The organism is Francisella-like endosymbiont (assembly GCF_003069505.1).
In the GTDB taxonomy this organism is placed as follows: Bacteria; Pseudomonadota; Gammaproteobacteria; order Francisellales; family Francisellaceae; genus Francisella.
In genome coordinates this window covers 687,282-709,859 of record NZ_QAPC01000001.1, presented here as the reverse complement: position 1 = coordinate 709,859, position 22,578 = coordinate 687,282, and the positions used below count along the sequence as shown (strand labels likewise).

Here is a 22,578-nt window from a genome sequence, read left to right as displayed (position 1 = left end):
GCTGAGGGGTTCGAACCCCCGACCCTCGCCTTGTAAGGGCGATGCTCTCCCAGCTGAGCTAAACACCCGATTTAAAAATCGTAAAATGGCGGAGAGGAAGAGATTCGAACTCTCGATAGGGTTTAACGCCTATACTCCCTTAGCAGGGGAGCGCCTTCAGCCACTCGGCCACCTCTCCTAAACCATGTGAAAACCTATTATATATAGATAAAATATAGTGTCAAGAGAACATTACACTATTTTTGTATTGTGTCTGCAATTTTATTAGTATTAATACGTAATTTAGCTAAACAAAATAGTCAAAACACTTTATAATATCAAAATCACTGTTAATAACTTTAGATTATTATTAATTAACCAAAATGCGAAAGATACTCGTTACTAATGCTCTGCCATACGCTAATGGCGACTTACATTTAGGCCATATACTCGGCTATATACAATCGGACATCTGGGTTAGATTTCAAAAACTACAGGGAAATCAATGTATTTTTGTTTGTGGTAGTGACACTCATGGTACGCCAATAATGCTCAAAGCTAAGAATCTTGGCATTACTCCAGAAGAATTAGCTGCAAAATACTCTAATAATCACCAACAAGATTTTGCTAATTTTGAAATTAATTTCGATAACTATCACTCTACTCATAGTGCCTTAAATAAAGAGATTGTAGAAGATATATATAATAAGCTTAACAATAAAAATCTTATCTCAAAAAAAGCGATAGCTCAAGCTTATGATCCTGAAGCAAAGATGTTTTTGCCAGATAGATTTGCCAAGGGTACTTGTCCAAAATGTAAAGCTGAAGATCAGTATGGTGACAGCTGTGAAGTTTGTGGTGCAACTTATGATCCTACAGAGCTTATTAATCCAAGATCTGTAATTTCTGGTCAAGCTCCGATACAAAAGAACTCTGAACATTACTTCTTTGATTTACCAACTCTAGAAAAAGATATAAAAAATTGGATAGACTCTAATACTTTACTACAACCTGAAGTATCGAATAAATTAGCTGAATGGTTCGAACAGAGCTTACAAAGCTGGGATATATCACGCGATGCTCCATACTTTGGTTTTGCAATACCTAATACTAATGAGCAAAAATTTTTCTATGTCTGGTTAGATGCTCCTATTGGCTATATTGCAAGCTTTAGAGATTATTGTAATAACAACAATGTTGATTTTGATCAATTTTGGGGTGATAATAATAGTAATAATGAACTTTATCATTTTATTGGTAAAGATATAATATATTTCCATGCGCTATTTTGGCCAGCTCTTTTGGCTTCTACAGGATATAAAACTCCCACTAGTGTGTTTGCAAATGGTTTTCTAACCGTTAATGGTAAAAAAATGTCTAAATCACGTGGCACATTTATTCAAGCTAGAACTTACTTAAATAATTTAGAGCCTAGCTACCTTAGATATTACTTTGCATCTAGACTAACATCTCGTATAGATGATATAGATTTAAACTTAGAAGAGTTTGTTACAAAATCAAATTCTGATATTATTGGCAAGATAGTCAATATTGCTAGTCGCTGTGCAGGTTTTATATATAAGAAATTTGATGGTATTCTATCAGATGAAATTTTTGACAAAGAGTTAGAACATGAATTTGCCAAAAATCATGACACCATTACACAAGCTTTTGAAAAAAGAGAATTTGCAACTGCAGTAAGACTGATAATATCACTTGCTGACAAGGCAAATCATTTTATTGATTATCATAAACCATGGCAACTAGCAAAAGAACAAAGTCAAGAACAAAAGGTACATCAAGTTTGCTCACAAGGCATAAATATGTTTAAGGTTTTAGCTACTTATCTTAAACCTATCATCCCTACTATTATTGCTGAGGCAGAAAAATTTTTAAATACAGAATTAGCAAACTGGAGTGATGCGCCAAAGTTTTTAATAAATCATAAAATAAATAAATTTAAGCCTCTGGCAATTCGTGTAGAAAAACAAAAAGTCGATAAAATTTTAGAGGATACAGAGAAAATGCTAGAAAAAGAGCAAATTCCACAACAAAAACAAACTCCTAAACCAGATATCGCTGCAGAATGTAGTTTTGATGATTTTATGAAAGTAGATTTACGCGTTGTAAAGATAGTTGAAGCAACAGGTGTTGAAGGCGCAGATAAACTACTTAGGCTAATATTAGACTTAGGTGGTGTTACAAAACAAGTTTTCGCTGGTATAAAGTCTGCTTACAAACCTGAAGATTTAATTGGCAAGCATACTGTAATGGTAGCTAACCTAGCGCCTAGAAAGATGAAGTTTGGTATCTCTGAAGGAATGGTTTTAGCTGCAGGTGATGATAAAGGTATATATATACTTGAACCTCATCATGGAGCTCAAGCAGGTATGCGTGTAAAGTAAGACAATAACTACAATGAAAAAACTTACTACAACATATTAGTAATTTTATTGCTATTCTTTCTAGCATTATTAAACTATCTTGATCGCTCGACGCTAAATATTGCTATACTGAGATTACAGCAGCATTTAACATTAGTTCTATTGAAATAGGTATATTACTTTCGGAGTTTATGTAGCCATATGCTTTAGCTAGCCTACCAGCTGGATACCTAGTTAACCGGGTTGGTATGAATAAAGTGATGTTAATAAGTATGATTACCTGGTCATTAGCATGTGCGCTTGGTGGCTTGGTAGTAGGTTTTTATTCAATTCTCATCACAAGGCTATTATTAGGTGTTGCCAAGGCACCTTTTTTCATAGTTGCTACTAAGTAATAATTCAACAACGCTTCCCAACTTCACAACGCGGGCTTATACCATCTATAGTAGCTCTTGATCCGAGGATTACTAATATTCTAGCTCTTATATTATTTAGTAAGTATAATGTTACTAATGAATTGGCGCAGAATGTTTATTCCACTTGGAACGATTGGCTTATTTGTTGCTGTTATATGGTGGTTTATATATAAAAAACAACGTATAGAAACAAACATAAGCTATAGAAGAACTCAAAAAGTATCAATAATAAATGCCCTTAAAAATAAAAATGTAATACTTTTATGTATTGGCAATCTTTGTTCTTCTTATGCTTACTGGCTATTTCTGACTTGGCTACCTTTTATTTTATAAAGGTAAAATTTAAGCTTATCCGAGATGAGTATAGCCCACCCAGCATCATTTATCTCTGGTGTTGCTTCAGTAATGCTTGGTGGTATAATTTCAGACTTAATGATTTAAAAAAGATTTTCTGCAATTACCTCACACTTAACTCCGATTATAATAGAGTGTCTCATGGCTTCTGTATCAATATTAGCAATACCTTTTATTAGATAATATTTTTGTAATTGTATGTGTAATTGGCGTTACTATTTTCTGTCTTGGACTAAGAATTTCACCAACATGGGCTCTTGCGACAGATATCTCACCTTCACAGCTTCTAGGCACCATTGGTGGTGCTCAAAATTTTGCCAATTTTATAGGTGCTGGCTTAGCCCCATTAATCACTGGAGTTATTCTTGATGTCACAAATAATAATTTTCTTATAGTATTTGTTTTTAGTGGTATTATTTACCTATTAGGTTCACTAAGTTATACGCTTATCCGCAATAAAAGAAAGATCTAAATTTTAATATGATTTTTTAAAAAAACTAAAGATCTATTTCACCAGCTCCCTGTCTTAGAATTTGATATGGTAATTCTAGTAACTCTACAACAGTTGTTGGCTCATAGCCACAGTAGTCTGATTCAACTACAGCATCTAGATAATTCATTGTTTGGCTACCAACCTCAGCACAGTCTGTGACAACATGCTGATAACCAGATATTATAAAGCTACTGATAACTAACGGTTCACCAATTTTAGCAGATATTGTTTGTGGCACATAATGCTCACTAACTCTAATACCAACAGTATTCTTAGATTTAGTAACCAATAATGATGATACTTTTTTGTCGCATTTAAAATAAAAGTATATGGACCAGGTGTATACCTTTTTAATAATCTATAGGCATTATTATCAACTTTTGCATATTCTGATATCTCAGATAAATCTTTACAACAAAACGTAAAGTTATGACTACTATCCAAATTTCTTATTTTGATAATTTTGTCTATACCTTTCTTTGATTTCATCCGACAAGCTAAAGCATATCCTGAATCAGTTGGTATAGCTATAACACCATCATTATCTAAAATATTAGCAAGCTCTTTTAGTTCAGAAAGATTATTACCATAGCTATATAATTCGACTAATCTCTTCATAATTTCTACAACAACCGTTATACTTCTAAAATTATTATACAACACTTAGTATTAATAAAAATGAATAAAATGATTAATGATTTGCTTCCTGCAATTGTATTTTTTGGGGTTTATAAGATATATGATATTTTTTTGCGACAGCAGCACTAATCATAGTAACACTAGCACAAGTTATTTGGGAATATATAGTTCACAGAAAAGTTGCTAAAACACAAATTTTTATAGCCATTTTAGTCGCTATTTTTGGTGGTGCTACCTTACATTTCCATAATGAAGAGCTCATAAAATGGAAAGTAAGTATAATTAACTGGTTAATGGGTATTGGTCTAATAATTACTACTTATACAATGAAAGAAACACCTATGCAAAAAATTCTCAAAGATACCATTGATCTAAAACAACACAAATGGAAAGAAATCAATAATATGTGGGGAGCTTACTTTACCGTTCTAGGTACACTTAATCTATTTGTAGCATATTTCTTCTCTACAGATATTTGGATGGATTTTAAACTTTTTGGTCTTTTAGGCATAACTTTTATATTTCTGATAATACAATCAATCTATCTATCCAAATATATTAAAAGATAATTTTAACATTTAGTTTGCAAAGCAATATTTCATAAATGTATAATTAGTGCACGGCAACAACATAAGCAAAAGATGAGCGAAGAAACTCTAAATATTACTAAAACCCCTTTAGTAAAAAATAAAGTCTGCTCATATAAAAATATACTAGGCTGCATTTGTTTAGTAATTATACTTACGATATTTTGTATTAGTGAGCTTACGATACTATCAGCTATTTTTATGATATTCGCTATTTTTTATGTTATTATCGCAAGCTTTGGAGCGATATATCTATCAGCACTAGGTATTAAAAAATTATCGAAGTACTATCAAAAAAAATAAAAATATCCGCAACAACTAAATTACTTTACTAACCCAGCTGCATAAGTACGCGCACCTATCAAACCGACATCCGTATTCATAATTATATGTACTGGAAAGTCTTTCATCATGTTTGACATTCTACTTTTGTCTCTAAACTTCTCTAAGAATTTACTCTCTTTTATTTGTTTGATAAGTCTTGGCGCAATACCTCCGGCTATGTAAAGACCTCTAAAAGGTAAACTTGTAAGTGCTAAATTACCAGCAACTGAACCATATATACTTAAGAATATATCTATCGTTCTCAATGCTGATGGTTCTCTATGTTCAATAGCATACTTAACAATTACTGCTGCCTTATCGGAATCTGAAACACTAAATAGCGCTCTACGTAACTCCATACATTCAGGTTGATCATATAAAGGATGACGCACTACATACTTATAGATATTATAAATACCATAGCCACTACAGTATCTCTCGGGAGAGATACGATGAAAAGTCTTACGCATAAATTTAAATAACTCAACTTGCTCATCATCAACAGGTGAGAAATCAACATGTCCTCCCTCTGTTTTGTAAACTCTTGGTTTATTGTCTTTATCATAGCTGACTAAACACATTCCTAAACCTGTACCAGCACCAACTACAGCACATAAGTTGTCATCATCTTTTTTACCTTGTTGGATTGTGATGATATCTTTTTCTCTATCGAGAGACTCTATACCATAACCAATTGCTTCAAAGTCATTGATTACTTTAACCTTAATTTTGTCTATACCAAGACCCTCTGAGATATATTGCTCAGAAACCATCCATGGTAGATTAGTTACCTCAACCTCACCGTTAGAGACAAAACCAGCTACAGCTAGACAAACAGAATCTATCTGACCTACCAAGTCCACCTCGGATAAAAACTTATCGATGATATCAGATAAACAATTGAAATTCGCTCCTTTATACTTTCTTATTGTTATACTTTGTGTCACACCATTCTCTAAAAGAGAAACTTCTAATCTAGTGTTAGTCCCACCAATATCTCCAGATAATATATACATTGTTATACTCCATATTTAATGGTATCTTGCCAATACAAATAGTTAATATTCTGCTATAATAAAATAACATCTCAATATTACAATCTAGTTTAGATGTCTAAAGAAAATAAAACAACAGATTTTGGCTTTACACAAGTGCCTTGGGAAGAAAAACAAAAAAAGTAGCTGGAGTATTCCATTCAGTAGCAGCTAAATATGACTTGATGAATGACCTAATGTCATTTGGAATTCATCGCATCTGGAAAAAACAAACTATTGCTAAATCTTATGTTCGTAAGGGTGATAATGTCTTAGATCTTGCTGGTGGTACTGGTGATTTAGCATATAAATTTTGTCAAATGGTTGGCTCACAAGGTAAAGTAATCTTGAGTGATATTAACTCCTCAATGCTTGAAGTAGGCAAGGAAAAGCTAACTAACAAGGGTTGCGTTGGCAATATTGAATATGTCCAAGCTAACGCTGAGTGCCTACCTTTCGCTGATAATTATTTTGATTGTATTACAATATCATTTGGGCTTAGAAATGTTACAGATAAATATAAAGCTCTAGTATCAATGTGCCGCGTTCTAAAACCTGGTGGTCGCTTACTTGTACTAGAATTCTCTAAGCCTATCATACCTTTGCTTTCTAAAGTTTATGATGAATACTCTTTCAAAGCTTTACCATTTTTAGGTAAAATTATTACTCAAGATGCCGAAAGCTACAAATACCTAGCTGAGTCAATCCGTAAGCATCCTGATCAACAAACACTAAAACGGATAATGTATGACGCTGGATTTGATAATGTCGAATATCAAAACATGACTGGTGGTATTGTAGCACTACATATTGGATATAAATATTAAAATGCTAAAACTAGTAAATACAACCTTAGGTCTTCTATCTAAACTTGATCCTCAGGTAAGTGCTCTGCTATTACCTCTAAATGGTAAAACTTTAAGTGTCAATATCGTTGATATTGATTTAATGATTACGCTTAAAGTAGAAGATTCTAAAATACATGCCAACAACGAGCCTACTAAAAACATTTTAAAAGGTAACTTAGCTTATATTTTAGAACTTATTTTCAATAAAAACCTACAAGAGTTAATAATAGCTGAAAAACTTTATTATCAAGGTAGCCTAAAAGATCTTAATGCTTTTAATAAATTTTTGAATGCTATTGATATTGATTTAGTTTACAAAATATCTGAACTTACCAGTCCTGAATTTGCTGGAATTGTTGCTAAACCTTTTCAAAAAGCAAAACAATACTTTAAAACCTCACGACAAGAGACTATTGTCGATATCAAAGACTTCCTAACAGAAGAGAAAAAGACTCTGATATCTCAAAATGAAATTAATATCTTTTATCGCCAAGTTCAAGAACTAAAGCAGACCACTGATAGAATAGAGTTAAAGCTAAAATTATTACAAGGCTTAAACAATGATTAAAAAATTTCTAAGGCTTATATACATTTTTTATATTATAAATAAATATTGTCTACTCAATGAACCAATTAGAGCGACAAAAATAAAAACTCTAAGAGTTTTATTATTTCTGAATCCATTTTACTATTCTCCAAGAATAAGTAGGCTCGAACATGGTGTGCGTATTAGAGAAGCTTTAGAAAAACTTGGACCTATTTTTATCAAATTCGGACAAGCGTTATCAGTTAGAGCTGATTTACTACCTCCAGATGTGATAAAAGAAGTTTCAAAACTCCAAGATAATGTCCCACCTTTTGATAATAAAATAGCTGCTGAACAAATTCAAAAAGCTGCAAAAAAACCTATCAATGAGATTTTTAAAAGCTTTGAAAGCACTACATTGGCGTCTGCATCTGTAGCTCAAGTGCACGCTGCTGTATTACAGAATGATGAAAAAGTGGTAGTGAAAGTGCTGCGTCCGGGAATTGAGAAAATTCTTAAACTGGATACTTCTTTGATGCTACTATTTGCAACTTTACTTAGTAAACTCAAAGTAATACGAAGATTTAAGCCTGTAGAGATTATCAAAGAGATAAATCAAAGCTTTTTTGATGAGCTTGATTTAGTCCGTGAAGCGGCAAATGCTTCTCAAATTCGTAGAAATTTTGAAAACTCAACCATACATTATGTTCCTAAAATATATTGGGAATATACTAGTTCTACTGTGATGGTAATGGAGAGAGTTGGTGGCATAAGAGTTTCTGATATAGAAACCCTAGATGCCTTAGGTGTCGATCGTCGTCTACTAGCACAGCGGGGTGTAGAAATTTTTTATTCACAAGTATTTGATGACTGTTTTTTCCATGCTGATATGCACCCTGGTAATATGTTTATCGATGTGTCTAATCCAACTGATCCAAAATATATTTCAATAGATTTTGGTATCGTTGGTACTCTTAATCGTGATGATCAGCGCTACCTTGCAGGTAACTTCTCGGCTTTTTTAAAACGAGACTATCGTAAAGTTGCTGAGCTACATATAGAATCTGGCTGGGTTCCAAGTGATACGCGTGTTGATGTACTTGAATCAGCGATTAGAACAGTGTGTGAGCCAATCTTCGAAAAGCCTATGAAAGAGATATCACTAGGCTATACTCTGATGCAACTTTTTATAGTAGCTCGTCGTTTCAATATGAACATCCAACCTCAACTTACACTGTTACAAAAAACTCTTTTTCATGTTGAGGGTCTTGGACAAAAACTTCATCCTGAATTAAATATTTGGGAAACGTCTCGACCAATCCTAGAAAAATGGATGAAAGAGCAAATGGGTCTAAGAGGTTTCTACTATCGTTCAATGGAAAATATGCCTAGAGTTAGTGATAAACTACCAGAATTACCACGCATGGTTTTTGATATATTACAACAGACACAAATCAACCTAAAAAATGCTACTTCATCTGCGCAAATTAATGACTTAAAAGAGCCTAAGAAAAAATATCGATTTGCTTTAAGTTGTGGGATAGCTTTAACAACCGTCGGAGTAATATATACTTTGAATAAAGATATAACTCCACTAATTAAACTACAAAACTTTATTAGTAATCATAATACTAGTTTTATAGTTCTCGGAGTTGTATGCTTGATTTACTATAGTTTTAAGAAGGAGAAATAGGTGTCAGATTGTATTTTTTGCAAAATTATTAATGGTGAAATACCATCTAAAAAAGTTTATGAAGGTGAAAACGTCTTTGCTTTTCATGATATCAACCCAGCTGCTGATGTGCATGTCCTTGTTATCCCTAAAAGACACATCGCTAGCTTAAATGATATAAACGAACAAGATCAAGAGCTTATGGGTAAATTTATGCTTAGTATTCCCAAAGTTGCTAAGCTAATAGGATTAAACGGTTTTAAGACTGTATTTAATACTGGTAAAGAAGGGGGACAGATGGTTTTTCATATTCACGCTCATATCTTAGCTGGTAGAATCAAATCTAAACTTCCTGAATAATCAATTTAAAAACCAAAATTCTTAAACTAGATTGCTAAACTCAGAACTGGCGGTGGGAAAGAGTTATTTGAAAAACTATTTACTTAATGTAAACCTTATGCAAAACTCATAGTTGATAAACTAATAAACACACTACTGATAATATTATTTTTCTTATTTTAGTCACCTACTCTATAAATCTTTGTAATCTTTATGTGATTATTATTACAAAACATTTCCTTAAATTTAAATATATAATTTTTATGTTATTAATAACATTTAGTTATAATTAGACTATCCAGGTCTTACTAGTGTGATTATAGATATTTTTTGAATTTTACTTCTTTTTTGAAATAGTTTCAATAAACTCATTAAGTGTATAAGCCAGTAGTTAAGACATCATCAAATACAAGTAAATGCTTTGCTATAATTGGTTTAGTTAAGCACAAATACCACTTTTATCTGTAAAGCTCTTTTTTGCTTCAATGATTTAGCTTGGGATTTTGTATACTTGATTCTCACATAATTCTCAAAAGCTGGTTTAATATCAGTATATTCTGATAGTGATTTAGCTAACACTTCAGCTTGATTAAAGCCACGGTATAGATATCTAAGCCTATGTATTGGTATTGCTCCAATAGCATCTACATTTTTGAAATGCTGCTGGGCCATATCATCATCCCACCAATGCCTAATCAATTTAGAAAAAATCTAACCAGCTAACAAATCTTTATTAAACTTAAATCTCTGCAGCAAGAACCTAACTTCTGAAAAATATTTAAGTAAATAAAAATAATCAAATCTTGAATTAAGCTCTATTTGTTGTTTTTGAAAATTATAGTTGTTGTAATAAACTCTCAAAACAACAATTACAAATATTATCATTAGTAGATTATTTACATAAAATAGGCAGTTTTGATTAGATAATATTTTCATGGTTTTTGTTATAATTTTCATAATTAATTATAAAAGAAGTTTTTATATGTTCAATTATAATCTTTTTCTTAATAGACTATCAAAGAGAAAACTATATTCTCAATCTTTTATAAAAAATGAAATTGCCCAAAGACTACTCAAGCGTTTGGAATTTATAAAGCTAGATCCTAAAGATATCTTAGTCACTGGTTATAGTGATAATGATTATTTTGAGAAATTATACAAACGATTTCCTAACGCTGATATTCACACCAATCAAAACTTTAAGCAACAATTTGATATTATTTTCTCAAACTCTATTATTCACTTAACAGATAATTTATCTCAAGAGCTAGATAAATATTATCAGCTGATTAATGATGATGATGGTATTTTACTCTTTTCAACTTTTGGCGATAAATCATTTGCGACACTGAAAGAAGCTTTTGCATGTGTCAGTAATCACAAGCATACCAATAGCATGATTGATCTTCTAACTTGGGGAAATATGCTACAAGCTAGCCAATATAAAAGCCTTGCTATTGAGTCAGATCTTATCACATTTACTTATGAGAATATAAATATTCTTTTTGATGATATAAGACATCTAAATGAACCACTAGCTGATACAAATATGCAATGTGGCTTAACTGGTAAAAGTATGTGGTATAGTTTTATTAAGAAATTTAAACAAAATTTACAGTTAGAAATAGAAGCATTATACGGTTATGCCATACGCAAGTCTCAAGATAACACTCTAAAATCTCAAGTAAACTCAAATAGAATAAGCTTAGAAGAGCTAAAAAAACAAATTACTGATTTTAAGAAAAAATCTCTTAGCAATACATGACAGGCATAGTAGATAACTGCTGCCAATCATAATCAGAACATTTTGTCGGTTTTTTCAGTGGCTGACAATATGTTCTCCATGTACCACCTCCATAGGTTTTCATAATCAAACATTTTTTAAAACGCTGCTGTTCACCACTTAGCAACCCTACAGTAGTAATTTGTTCGATAGGATAACCATCAGATAGTTTATACTTAAAACCCTGGCTATTTTCATCGTTATCTATTTGCTCAAATGTTTTATCTATTTCTTCAGGGGCACTAACATTATCTAAAAGATTTTTATAATTTTTTACTTTATATTCGTAATTATATTTTTTAATATTCTCATCAATATAATCTTTAGTGGACTTAGCTTTATAATAACTTTGCGATTTTTTAAAATCTTGATCAATATTATGATTTTCTTTAATCATATTACGCGCCTCAGTTAAGACACTCGCTGCTGGCTTTTTAAGTTTTTGTTTTTCCTGTTTAGCTTTAGTTGCAAGTTCAAGATTGAAAGCATCTATCTTTTTTTTAGTTTCTGATGGAGCATTATCTTTTAGGATCTCTTCAGCTTCAGCTAAAAGCTTTTCATAATCATCATCACCAGTGTCAACAAGACTACTCAAAGTATCACCATAATCATTTGCTTTAGGCGCTTCACTTTGTTTAATAACAGAAACTAGCAATTTGACTTTGAGTTAACAAAGCAGAATCACTATTTATAGAAGTTTTAGAAGCATACTGACGCAGTTGGTTATCTTTACTACCAATATTGACTACCTGTTGAGCCTTAACAGTAATTGTATCAGCTATAGAAATACTGCAACATAAGGAAACAATTATCAAAGATGATAAAACTTTTTTTCATAATTTGTCAAAAAATTTTTTCCTATGCAAAGTATAGTAGATATTATACATATAAGAAAGAGCTTTTATCTAAAGCAATTTAAATAACAATTTGCTCCTCATGTAACTCGGTATTATAATGCTCCAAAATTTGTTGTTTTATAAACTCAATAAGGTCTAAGATGTTCTGACCGCTAGCATTACCATTATTTACGATAATGCCGCTGTGCTTTGGTGATATTTGCGCATCACCAATTTGCTTACCTTTTAGCCCTAGCTGCTCTACCATAACACCTACTGGCATATTTGCTTGTGGTCTCTTAAAAACACTTCCAGCCGTAGGTTTTTGTGGTAAATTAGATAACCGGCATGAATAAATATCATCTAGTTTTGCTTTTATCTCTTGTTTTGATTTATGCTCAAACTCAAACTCCGCTGATAAAATACAAATATCTTTCATATACTTAAAAATCGAATATCTATAACCATATTCAATATCTTTTTTTGAATATTTTTTTATCTGTTTGGTATTAAGGTTAAGTATTGTGACACTTTTGACACAAGTGTATATCTCATCACCATATGCACCAGCGTTCATAATCAATGCTCCACCAACACTAGCTGGCACATCATAAAAAGTCTCAATACCACTTAAGCCAGCATTATAGGTAGCTAATACAAGATCCTGTAATAATACTCCAGCTTGGACATTAACATAATTATCAGTAATATTTAAAGAGTTGAATTTTTTAGTGAAAATCACAAATGCTACATCATCATAATACTCTTTAGAAAAAATGACATTACTACCGTTACCAAGGAAAAATAATTTCTGATGCTTATTAATAATATCTAATAGTTCTTGATTATTAGTAGGAAAATAAACATATTTAGCAAAAGACCTAATACGATATGTATTATATTGTTCTAAAGATATATACTCTGACATTAGTTACCTAAACATTATCATTTAAAATCTCTATTTGCATAAAATGAGACATATTTTCTATGAGATTATTATACCCTCTAAATATCTGATGAGCATTATTAATAATCGAAAATTCATATAATAATGATCCTGCCATTAAGCATGCCATACCAGCGCGCAGATCTTTGACACTCATCACCGCTGGGCGTATATCATCTAGATTTTCAAGTGGCTTTATTTTTATAAGAGTATTATCTATAGATATATTAAAACCCATTTTACGAATTTGATAAACATAATTTATACGCTCAGGGTAAACCGTATCTTGAATAGTACTAGAGCTATTTGCCATAAATAACATCACTGCATATATTGGCTGTAAATCAGTAGGGAAATGTGGAAAAGGTGCGGCAATTATATCAACACCTTTGATAAGACTATCCTTACCAAAAAACTTAATACTACGATTAACTTGGTCATACTCCCATTTAGCTCCAGCATTGACCAATTTTTCTAGTGGTTTTTTGATATTGTATGTATTTTGGGTATTAATATTTGTAATTGTAACATTTGTTTTATGCAAATATGCCATAGCAGCATAAGTCATAGCTTGAATACGGTCAAAAATAATTTCAAACTCACAGCCGTTTAATCTCATGACACCTAAGATTTTTATTTTTCTGCTATCCGTATCAAAATTAATATTTGCACCACATTGATTAAGATAGTCTATTAATGTAACAACCTCAGGTTCTAAAGCAACATTTTCAAGTATAACCTCAGAGTTACCAGTCACAGCATACATTATCAAATTAATAGTTGCACCAACTGAAGGAAAAGGCATCTTAAACTCCGCGTTTTTTTCTTCTTTGTAAATAACTTCTATATGATCATCAATCAATTTGACTTCAGCTCCCAACGCTTCTAAGCCATTTAGATGAATATCAAAAGGCCTTTTTTCACTGAAACTACAACCTCCAGGAAAACCAATCTTAACACGACCTTTTTTTTTAAGTAATGAGCCTAAAAGCATCAAAGAACAGCGTGTTTTAGATGTCATCTTTCCACATAGCTCTAAAGTTTCATTTGAAATGCTAGTTGTATCAATAGTTACATTCTCACCCTTTTCGATGACTTGAGCACCGACACTTTCTAAGATCTCTTTAGCACCTTTATAGTCTAAAAGAGTCGTTGGAACATTAGTAAATTTTGTTTTAGTATCTGGAATTAAGCTTCCAAAAATTAAATGTAACAAAGCATTTTTTGCACCACTAATATTAATGGTTATTTCATCAGCAATCTTACTTATTTTTTTTACTCTTACTGCCTTCATCTTTTGATCTCTTATTTTTTCTATCTGCAAAAGGGTTTTCTGACTGCTTAAACTCAAACACTATTGGAGTACCACAGAAATCTAAAGCTTCTCTAAAGAAATTTTCTAAATATCTTTTATATGAGTTTGGTAATCTACTTACTTGGTTACCATGTATCACAATAACTGGTGGATTGTGGCCTCCAACATGAGCATACTTAAGTTTAATTCTAAACTTACCTACGATTGGTGGTGAATGCGCCTCTACTGCAAGCTGCATTAAACGCGTAGCATCAGCTGTAGTTATTTTTTTATTTGCACAAGTATAGGCCGTGTCTATTGACTCAAAAATATGACCAACATTAGTACCATGTAATGCTGAGATAAAGTGTATATCAACATAATCCTGTAGGAAAAAAAGCTTTCTTTTAAGGTCTTGTTTAACCTGAGTACGATCCTCTTCTGTCATACCATCCCATTTATTTACAGCTAAAACTAATGCTCTACCATTTTTGATAGCAAAATGTATCAGACTTAGGTCTTGATCTGAAATACTCTGTCTTGCATCAACTACTGCGACTACAACATTTGAATCTTGTATTGTTTGTAATGTTTTTATTACCGAAAACTTCTCTAAAGTTTGTTTTACCTTGCCTCTTTTGCGCACACCAGCTGTATCAACTATAGTATACTTCTGACCATGGCGCTCAAACGGAATACTGACACTGTCAATTGTAGTGCCTGGCATATCAAATACCACGACTCTATCTTCACCAAGCATTCTGTTTGTAAGTATCGATTTACCAACATTAGGTCTACCAATTAATGAAAAATGGACACCATGACGTTGTTGTTCTTTATGCTCTTGTGTTTGAGTATAATCTTGATAGTATTCGTTTAATGGTTTTTTCAGAAACTTATCAACTAGCTTTTGTGTGTTTCTACGATGTGCTGCAGATATTGCAAATACTTTATCAAAGCCAAAACTATAAAACTCAGCCATTGCTGCTTCTTCTTCGGTACCATCAACCTTGTTTACCACAACTACTACTTTCTTATCTTTCTGGCGTAAAAGATCAGCAACATACTCATCTCCAGCTGTCAATCCAGCCTTACCATCAACTACAAAGAAAACTATATTTGCCTCATCTATAGTTACTTGTGATTGTTTAGCTATAAACTCATCAAAGCCTACATCTTTATCTGAGATACCACCAGTATCAACTACTAGATAATCCAAATCATCGTATTTTGCTTGCCCATATTGACGATCACGCGTTACACCTTCAAAATCAAAGACTAAGGCATCACGCGAGTTTGTCAAAACATTAAAAAGAGTAGATTTACCAACATTGGCTCTACCCACAATTGCAACTAAAAAAGACATTGTTACTCGATAATTTTATAATTTACCGATAATCTTACTCTATTTCAGAATTTTTATAAAGCAAATCACTTAAGGTAAAAAATAATTTGTAATTTAGAATAATAATTATGAATCTAGAGTTACAGAATATGTCATCTTTGAAGATGGGACGATAAGCTTAACATGAGTTGGTGGTAGAATATTCTTATCAACTACTAATGAATTATCTTCACTTGTATAACAACCATACTGAGCACCTCCTAAGACATCTGGTACGTGATATCTATACCACCTTATTTGATGATCTAAGATAAATATTTATGTAATCTTTATTTAAACTACATTCGTGCAATCCATCACTCTTTGTGAAAGATACATTAGCTACTAGAGATGTTAACTGAGATATGCCTAGAGTCGCAAAAGCGCTTGCATTAGCTGCAAAATTACAACTCACCTCTGTTTTAAAGTCAGCTAGATGTTTGCCTCCAGAACTTATAAGTTCCCATACCTCTGCATCAACACTTGCATTAAATTTACACTGAGCATCAACTTCAACATAAAAATCACCAGTAGCTCCATAATCTATCAAAACAGTAATTTTTTGTGCTTTATCTGGTTGAATATCATAAGCAGCATTTTTCTCAAATTTTGCTTTAGAACTAAGCTCTTTAGACATTTTCACATGCATCACAGCATTAAAATTATTTTGGATTTTTAATTTAGCACTAACTTGTGTTGCACACATAGTTGAAGTAGTTGCTAACATACTAAATAAAATAATATTTTTTCATTTTTACTTACCTTCTTAATTACCAGTTATTTATACAATTACTTGAAGTCATTATGATTTCATTATTAGTATTGTTTCCTCTTTGAAAGAAAAAACATTGATCTTTATTCAAACCACCAATTATTGCAATGATTATTGCTACCTTGAGCAAGAATTTAAAGCAGCTCTTTCCTCTTTATCAACATGAAAAGTAAAATCAGTATTTGAAAATGCATATGGAAAAAAGTCAAATCTTTAAATACCTCTATTTTATGTCTCTCCGCTGGTTAATTATATTTAAAAATATTACCGGTAACCTCTCTTGATCTAGATATTTAAGTTCATCAGCTTTTGATCACTAATAATCAGATCATTTCGATGAATTTAAACTTCGTTACTGTTCCTGAGGTTTTATCCACGAAATTAAACTTATTATCTAGATAAACTAATCCTACATTTATAGAACCAGTCATAAAAATTAATCATGTTATTTTTTATTCATTTTTACCTTCTTTATCTATATTTTTAATAAATATTATTAATAAAATAATAATTACTAAAATATAAATTAAATTATTGAACTTATAAGAAATATTATCAATATACAAATACCAATAAGTGATTAAAAAGTATATTTAATATCAGATTTATAATTATAAATATATTCGCAGACAAGTTTTCTGATGAATATAGAGACTATAATAAGCATTTGCAGGCATACTCTAAAGTATTTACTATCACTCAGAGAGCTAATTCACAAATATATAGTGTAATAGCAAAATTATGTTGCTGTTACGCAAAACAATATTTACCTAGTAAATTTCTTGCTCTTCGTGATTAGTTAGTTACTAAAATAGACTATCTAAGTACTCCTCCTAGATATAAACCGAAAGATCTAGTGTAAATGTATTCATCCGCTGCCCATTGCACAAGCTCTGCCATGAATACTCTAGACCAATAAGAACATTGTTATCAAAGAATGATCGTTGAGTAGATATTAGAATTTGATCTTTAATCCCTGAAGCTGCTAGAAAAAAGCGCCCTCCAGTAGATAATGTTATCGGCATTATAAGAGTGGCCATAACTAGCGTTAATATTCTGACCGCTGCCAAATAATCTAAAAGTGTATGCTACTTGTACTGTAAAAGCTCCTGCAAATGCATTACTACGACCATTAAATTGTGTACTTTGGGTTGTAGTAGTTATCCAGCCAGCACGAATATTTAAATTTCCTGGTAGGAAAGGAATACTCTCAAAGTTTATAGCTATATTGATATTAAACTCTCTGAAATGCTTATCAACAAAGTTAAATCATTATTAGCACCATGAATATCATGCATATAACCCAAATTAAAATCTACTTTGGCTATATTTCGAATACTCACAGCATCAAAATACGTTACAGAGAAAGTCACATGTTTTTTTGCATCAAAAACAGTAAAGTTAGCATTTGAGGTATCACCACGATAGTTTATTACTACATTGGTAAACCCCCTTTAAGTGGTCTAAATATATTCGCAGTGATACCACTTGTCTAAGGGCCACCACCTCCAAACGAGCTCACTGAAGGACTATATTTATCAACAGATACAAATACTGGTATTGTATCAAGATTACCAAAAAATTACAAATTCATCCTGCAGATCATAATTATTATTCTGGTTAGCAACAAAATCCAAATTCGCTGTGACATAATGACCAAGATTCGCCAAAAAGTATAGCGTTGCACTAGTTAAGGCCAGTACCTGGAAAATTTCCACCACTTATAGTTGTAATATCAGTACCGTTCCAGATTTGTACATCAGCTTGAATAAATCCACCTAAGAAAATTGAGTAATTATCAAAGAAAGCTATCTGCCTTAGGATACTTGAGGCAAAAAGGTTACTTGGTAACTGCTTAATAGTACCGTATTATTACTCGAGAATGAACCAACATATGAGACCTCACCTTGGGTGGTAATCTTAACTTGATTACCAACATCGACCTCTCTATCACTATCAGGCGAGCTTAAAGTTACTTGTTGCTGTAAATATTATTATCTAACTTTCGTGCTTTTGTCGAAATCATTAAACTGATCACTAGAGACTTTTTGCTGTGAACCCAGTCAGTCCCACAACAGTATCATCAGTTATTCTTTGATTATCAAGTTTAGCGATATGAGCTTGTAAGAGCCTAATTTTATTAGCAAGTTTAGTAATTTCGGTAGCATTTAATTTTGAAGAGTCATTAGCTTGATTAGTTGTTGCATAATTAATGTCTAAAAAAAATAATAATGTAATAACAACTAAAAGCTTTTTTTAAACATTCATACGATATATTTTTTATACGTATACAGACATATCCAGCGTAATTGTATTCATATGCTCACCAGTATACAGTCTTTGATACGCATATTCAGGGCCAAACAAAACATTATCATCAAAGTAAGCACGTTGAGCCGAAAAAATAAGCTGTTGTTTAATACCTGCTGCTGTTTGACCGAAATTTGGCGAGGCATTTGCTGTCGCCATTGGAATGGCTGCAGCATTATATGATTGGCCATACGTAACGTTAAAGTTAGTATTTCTACCACCAAGCACTAATGAATAGTTGGCCGCTCCATACCATGCACCAGCTAATACATTGCCTCCGTTACCATTAAAATCTTCTTTATTTGTTGTACTTGCCCAACCAGCACCTAAGTTTAAGAACCCATCCCAAATTGCATAAGTTAAGTTACCATCGACGTTTAAAGCACCAACATTATCACCACTACGATTTAAATTTTTCAATGAGCTTGCTATCGAAAAATTATCAGCTCCTGCAATATTAAAGACATAACCAATGTTAAAACCAACTGCCAAATTTGATGTCCAACTATCGGCATAGAATAAACCAGTTGAGACATTTGCATGCTTGTCATCTGAACCAAATACTGCAATATTGGCGTTCCAAACTTGGTCTTTATAATCAACAGATAAGTTGGTAACGTTACCTGGTGATAAGAATTTTGTGATACCACTTGTCCAGGTACCACCACCACCATATGTACCGACTGAAAGTTTATTTCTACCAGCAGTTACGAAGAATGGGGAAGTATCTAAGTTACCAAAAATCACAAAGGCGTTACCCAAACTAAACTGCCCTGACTCGTTAGTGTCAAAGTCAAATTGTGCTGTTACGTAGTGACCTAAATTTGATAAGAAATAAAGGTTAGCACTAGTCAAATATATATTTTGACCATTACCAGGATGAGAATTTGCTCCAGATCTAGTTATGCTACTACCAAACCATGCTTGTGCATCTGCTTCAATAAAACCACCAAAGAATACTGAATAATCATCAAATTTCTCTCTTTGACCTAATAATGTTGAAGCAAAAAGGTTAGAAGAAATCTGCCCGATTGGGATACTGTTGTTACCAGAGTATGAACTTAAGTAAGTAACCTGACCTTGGGTTGTAATTGCCGGAGCTCCACCTACGTCAATACCACCTTTTTGGTTAAATACACCTCCTAATGCCTGATCACCTAGATTGATGATTGAATTACTCACATTGACATTCTCCATAATATCTGATGAAGTCTCACCACCAATTAAAGCCTGACTTAAATCTCTACTTTCACCATTTCCGCTAAGCGTACGAGGGTTTTTATTACCATCAACCCTTGAACTATAAGTGGTAAACTGTGAACTACCATTAGATGTATTTTCTAATCCACCACCAATATTGCCCTGGGCTTTAAGATGCTGCAACTGTCCTTGAAGTTGCTGTACTTGTTGCTGTAACTTTAATAAAAGTTCTCTATCATTTAGATTTGATCCTGTAGCTTGTGCTGTTGAAGGTACTGCACTAGCATTTGGATCTGGCTGACCTAGTGTTTGATCACCAATACTGGTAGCGCCAAGAGGACCTCCTTGTGAAACAACTTGAGGAGAATTTTCAGAAGAAGCTAAACCACTACAAGCTAATAAGCTACTAACCAACAAACAGGTTTTTTTTAATTTACGCACCATAGTAAAACTTCCCTATAACAATAAACCAGCAAATCGAAGAAAATCCCGTCGAGTTTAGCACAATTATATGCTTGGGTTCAATAAATTTTGCACCTTTAAAAAGATAAATAATAACTAAATATTCTATATGTGTAAACTGTTTCTAAGTCTCAGAAGCACAAACTGATTTAGATTGGCATATATGGTGCATATATTGGTGTCCATGATGATAAATTAATTAATCTCTCAATCTCTTCATCAAGCTCAATCCCGGTTAGATCTTCTAGATCTATATCAACGCCATGTACACCTTCTAAAATCGCCTGCTTAGCTACTGCTTTTGTAATCTCTTTAGTAACGTCAACTAAATCTGTTATCCTAGCTAGTAATGGTTGAGTAATATCCTCATGGATTACCATTAGTGATAAATCACTTAATCTATAGCAAGCTGCTCTAATCATACCTTTTGTAAGAACTCGGGCATGTACAGCTACAGAACCCAAGCCTAAACCTGGGAATATAAAGGCATTGTTTCCTTGAGAAATACGATACTCACGACCATTATATGTCACATCAGGGAATGGGCTACCCGCTGCAATTAGTGCATTGCCATTTGTCCATTTAATAATATCTTCAGGTAATGCTTCACAAAGAGATGTAGGGTTAGATAAAGGCATAATAATAGGGTAATTATTATTTTTTGCCATAGTTTTAATAATTTCTTTAGTAAATGACCCAGGCTGACCAGAAGTTCCAATTAAAATGGCACATTTTGTATTTTTAACTGTTTCTTCAAGCGTAATATAATTAAAGCCTTCAACTTTCCACTTATCAATTTCTTCACTAGTTTTAACAAAAAGCTTCTGCTCTGGTGTAATTTTTTTTGCTCTTAGTCTATTACAAACTAGACCATATCTATCTACTAAATAAATACTGTTTCTAGCTTTCTCAATAGACACTCCAGCTCTGTCAGCGATTACATCAGCAAGCTGCCTAGCTATCCCACAACCGGCACTACCAGCACCAAAAATAACTACTTTAATATCACATATACCGCTTAATGCTTCTTCAGTGGTTATTTCACCTGCATTTATTCTTATGGTGCTTGCTGTTTTGACAGCAGCTATACAGTTAGCTGCCGCAACAATACCTGTACCTTCAATATCATCATTAAATGTACATAGCTTATCTTTATATTTTTCTAGAATACGCGTAGCATTATCACGACCTAAATCCTCCCAGTGTAAAAACACATTTGGAAATCTAGCTTTAATTTGAGTAACAAACTCTTCAATAAACTCATCATAAGTTTCACCAGAGACTCTTGGTAAACGTATACCTAAGTAATCTGAGGCACTTAATAAAACATTGTTATTTGTACCCATATCAAGCTGTATGGGTAAAACCCTTGCTGGATCTATACCACTCGCAGCAACGTAGACCATAATCTTACCAACACTAATATTCATACCACCAATGCCTTGATCACCAATCCCAAGAATTGCCTCACCATCTGTAACAAGTACTAGGTCAATACTATTATACTCATATCGCTCTAGTATTCTAGCAATATGTTTTTTATGACTTATAGAGATAAATAAACCACTTTGTTTTCTAAATTGGCTACTATACTTTTCAACTGCCTCACCTACTGTTGGTGTATATATAATCGGCATTATTTCTTCTAAATTCTCACGCACAAAGTGGTAAAATAGCGTAGTATTTAAGTCATGAAGCCTATTTAAGAATACATATTTTTCAAGAGAATTAGGTTTCAAATCAAGCTGTCTTCTTACTCTAATAGCCTGCTCTTCGAGACTTTCGACTTTTTCTGGTAGGTAGCCTATAAGATCAAAAGCAATTCTTTCTTCTTGACTAAAAGCAACATCCTTATTTAAAACTCTATTATTTAAGAGCTGTCTACCTGTAAGATTGGTTTCTATTGCAAAAACTTTACCGCTTTTATTTCTTAACTTTCTTATTCTTTTTTCACGTCTTTCCATGACCAAAACCACTTATAAAATTTTACGTTACA

13 protein-coding genes, 1 tRNA gene and 10 pseudogenes are annotated in these 22,578 nt (G+C 32.5%); 9 read left to right on the top strand and 15 right to left on the bottom strand.

Features of this window, described 5'->3' with window-relative positions; translation table 11 throughout:
- Positions 1–86: 86 nt before the first annotated feature.
- Positions 87–178, bottom strand: a tRNA-Ser gene (locus C9379_RS04015).
- A gap of 184 nt (positions 179–362) precedes the next feature.
- On the opposite strand from C9379_RS04015, the gene metG reads away from it, so the two are divergent.
- On the top strand, positions 363–2,384 hold the full coding sequence (gene metG / locus C9379_RS04010; RefSeq protein ID WP_343377518.1) for a methionine--tRNA ligase: 2,022 nt from the start codon (positions 363–365) through the stop codon (positions 2,382–2,384).
- Positions 2,385–2,417: 33 nt separating this feature from the next.
- Positions 2,418–3,605: pseudogene (locus C9379_RS04005) on the top strand (MFS transporter).
- Positions 3,606–3,630: 25 nt separating this feature from the next.
- On the opposite strand, the pseudogene C9379_RS04000 reads toward C9379_RS04005, so the two are convergent.
- Positions 3,631–4,244 (bottom strand): annotated as a pseudogene (locus C9379_RS04000) (L-threonylcarbamoyladenylate synthase).
- A 60-nt stretch (positions 4,245–4,304) separates the two neighbouring features.
- On the opposite strand from C9379_RS04000, the pseudogene C9379_RS03995 reads away from it, so the two are divergent.
- Together C9379_RS03995 and C9379_RS03990 are read left to right on the top strand one after the other, a co-directional pair.
- Positions 4,305–4,834, top strand: a pseudogene (locus C9379_RS03995) (septation protein A).
- 72 nt (positions 4,835–4,906) lie between these two features.
- The gene (locus C9379_RS03990) at positions 4,907–5,155 is read left to right on the top strand and encodes a hypothetical protein (protein WP_143384984.1); all 249 of its coding nucleotides are present in this window, start codon (positions 4,907–4,909) and stop codon (positions 5,153–5,155) included.
- 20 nt (positions 5,156–5,175) lie between these two features.
- Here C9379_RS03990 and glk read toward each other — a convergent pair whose 3' ends face one another.
- Entirely contained in the window at positions 5,176–6,192 is a 1,017-nt protein-coding gene (gene glk, locus C9379_RS03985) for a glucokinase (RefSeq protein ID WP_143384983.1), read from the bottom strand.
- A 93-nt stretch (positions 6,193–6,285) separates the two neighbouring features.
- On the opposite strand from glk, the pseudogene ubiE reads away from it, so the two are divergent.
- The 4 genes and pseudogenes from ubiE (at position 6,286) to C9379_RS03965 (ending at position 9,616) form a co-directional block, all read left to right on the top strand.
- Positions 6,286–7,037 (top strand): annotated as a pseudogene (gene ubiE, locus C9379_RS03980) (bifunctional demethylmenaquinone methyltransferase/2-methoxy-6-polyprenyl-1,4-benzoquinol methylase UbiE).
- 1 nt (position 7,038) lies between these two features.
- Positions 7,039–7,626, top strand: coding sequence for a ubiquinone biosynthesis accessory factor UbiJ (locus C9379_RS03975; RefSeq protein WP_318263345.1), 588 nt, complete (start codon positions 7,039–7,041; stop codon positions 7,624–7,626).
- Complete coding sequence (gene ubiB / locus C9379_RS03970; RefSeq protein ID WP_143384980.1) at positions 7,619–9,277, top strand: ubiquinone biosynthesis regulatory protein kinase UbiB; 1,659 nt, start codon at positions 7,619–7,621, stop codon at positions 9,275–9,277. The genes C9379_RS03975 and ubiB overlap by 8 nt, the downstream gene beginning before the upstream one ends.
- On the top strand, positions 9,278–9,616 hold the full coding sequence (locus C9379_RS03965) for a histidine triad nucleotide-binding protein (protein WP_143384979.1): 339 nt from the start codon (positions 9,278–9,280) through the stop codon (positions 9,614–9,616).
- A 273-nt stretch (positions 9,617–9,889) separates the two neighbouring features.
- Here the strand turns inward: C9379_RS03965 and C9379_RS03960 are convergent.
- Positions 9,890–10,552 (bottom strand): annotated as a pseudogene (locus tag C9379_RS03960) (ComF family protein).
- Between C9379_RS03960 and C9379_RS03955 the strand changes: the two are divergent.
- Complete coding sequence (locus tag C9379_RS03955; RefSeq protein ID WP_143384978.1) at positions 10,530–11,360, top strand: biotin synthase; 831 nt, start codon at positions 10,530–10,532, stop codon at positions 11,358–11,360. The pseudogene C9379_RS03960 and the gene C9379_RS03955 sit on opposite strands and share 23 nt — an antisense overlap.
- Here C9379_RS03955 and C9379_RS03950 read toward each other — a convergent pair.
- The 11 genes and pseudogenes from C9379_RS03950 to C9379_RS03915 all read right to left on the bottom strand — a co-directional run bounded on the left by C9379_RS03950 (position 11,347) and on the right by C9379_RS03915 (position 22,546).
- Positions 11,347–12,187 (bottom strand): annotated as a pseudogene (locus C9379_RS03950) (hypothetical protein). The gene C9379_RS03955 and the pseudogene C9379_RS03950 overlap by 14 nt on opposite strands.
- 106 nt (positions 12,188–12,293) lie before the next feature.
- Positions 12,294–13,142 carry a UDP-N-acetylmuramate dehydrogenase gene (gene murB, locus C9379_RS03945; RefSeq protein WP_143384977.1) on the bottom strand — a complete coding sequence of 283 codons (849 nt, stop codon included), beginning with the start codon at positions 13,140–13,142 and terminating at the stop codon, positions 12,294–12,296.
- Between the two features lie 7 nt (positions 13,143–13,149).
- Positions 13,150–14,454 (bottom strand): UDP-N-acetylglucosamine 1-carboxyvinyltransferase, encoded by a 1,305-nt coding sequence (locus tag C9379_RS03940; protein WP_318263344.1) that lies wholly within the window; start codon positions 14,452–14,454, stop codon positions 13,150–13,152.
- On the bottom strand, positions 14,423–15,820 hold the full coding sequence (gene der / locus C9379_RS03935; protein ID WP_143384975.1) for a ribosome biogenesis GTPase Der: 1,398 nt from the start codon (positions 15,818–15,820) through the stop codon (positions 14,423–14,425). The genes C9379_RS03940 and der overlap by 32 nt, the downstream gene beginning before the upstream one ends.
- A 234-nt stretch (positions 15,821–16,054) precedes the next feature.
- Positions 16,055–16,565 (bottom strand): annotated as a pseudogene (locus C9379_RS03930) (hypothetical protein); the annotation flags it as partial.
- Between the two features lie 43 nt (positions 16,566–16,608).
- Positions 16,609–17,041 (bottom strand): annotated as a pseudogene (locus C9379_RS08760) (hypothetical protein).
- Positions 17,042–17,443: 402 nt separating this feature from the next.
- A complete protein-coding gene (locus C9379_RS08755; protein WP_318263343.1) occupies positions 17,444–17,650 on the bottom strand; it encodes a hypothetical protein in 207 nt (68 codons plus the stop codon).
- A 183-nt stretch (positions 17,651–17,833) separates the two neighbouring features.
- Positions 17,834–18,328, bottom strand: a pseudogene (locus tag C9379_RS08750) (DUF3573 domain-containing protein).
- Positions 18,297–18,529, bottom strand: a pseudogene (locus C9379_RS08745) (DUF3573 domain-containing protein). The pseudogenes C9379_RS08750 and C9379_RS08745 overlap by 32 nt, the downstream one beginning before the upstream one ends.
- Positions 18,530–18,890: 361 nt before the next feature.
- The gene (locus C9379_RS03920; protein ID WP_143384974.1) at positions 18,891–20,564 is read right to left on the bottom strand and encodes a DUF3573 domain-containing protein; all 1,674 of its coding nucleotides are present in this window, start codon (positions 20,562–20,564) and stop codon (positions 18,891–18,893) included.
- Positions 20,565–20,731: 167 nt separating this feature from the next.
- Positions 20,732–22,546 carry an NAD-dependent malic enzyme gene (locus C9379_RS03915; protein WP_143384973.1) on the bottom strand — a complete coding sequence of 605 codons (1,815 nt, stop codon included), beginning with the start codon at positions 22,544–22,546 and terminating at the stop codon, positions 20,732–20,734.
- Positions 22,547–22,578: the final 32 nt, after the last annotated feature.

Bases quoted from the DNA above. Each gene is read 5' to 3' on its own strand.
- C9379_RS03940 (WP_318263344.1), bottom strand. From the start codon at position 14,454: ATGAAGGCAGTAAGAGTAAAAAAAATAAGTAAGATTGCTGATGAAATA.
- C9379_RS03990 (WP_143384984.1), top strand. From the start codon at position 4,907: ATGAGCGAAGAAACTCTAAATATTACTAAAACCCCTTTAGTAAAAAAT.
- C9379_RS03975 (WP_318263345.1), top strand. From the start codon at position 7,039: ATGCTAAAACTAGTAAATACAACCTTAGGTCTTCTATCTAAACTTGAT.
- C9379_RS08755 (WP_318263343.1), bottom strand. From the start codon at position 17,650: ATGGCCACTCTTATAATGCCGATAACATTATCTACTGGAGGGCGCTTT.
- glk (WP_143384983.1), bottom strand. From the start codon at position 6,192: ATGTATATATTATCTGGAGATATTGGTGGGACTAACACTAGATTAGAA.
- C9379_RS03920 (WP_143384974.1), bottom strand. From the start codon at position 20,564: ATGGTGCGTAAATTAAAAAAAACCTGTTTGTTGGTTAGTAGCTTATTA.
- C9379_RS03915 (WP_143384973.1), bottom strand. From the start codon at position 22,546: ATGGAAAGACGTGAAAAAAGAATAAGAAAGTTAAGAAATAAAAGCGGT.
- der (WP_143384975.1), bottom strand. From the start codon at position 15,820: ATGTCTTTTTTAGTTGCAATTGTGGGTAGAGCCAATGTTGGTAAATCT.
- murB (WP_143384977.1), bottom strand. From the start codon at position 13,142: ATGTCAGAGTATATATCTTTAGAACAATATAATACATATCGTATTAGG.
- metG (WP_343377518.1), top strand. From the start codon at position 363: ATGCGAAAGATACTCGTTACTAATGCTCTGCCATACGCTAATGGCGAC.
- ubiB (WP_143384980.1), top strand. From the start codon at position 7,619: ATGATTAAAAAATTTCTAAGGCTTATATACATTTTTTATATTATAAAT.
- C9379_RS03955 (WP_143384978.1), top strand. From the start codon at position 10,530: ATGGTTTTTGTTATAATTTTCATAATTAATTATAAAAGAAGTTTTTAT.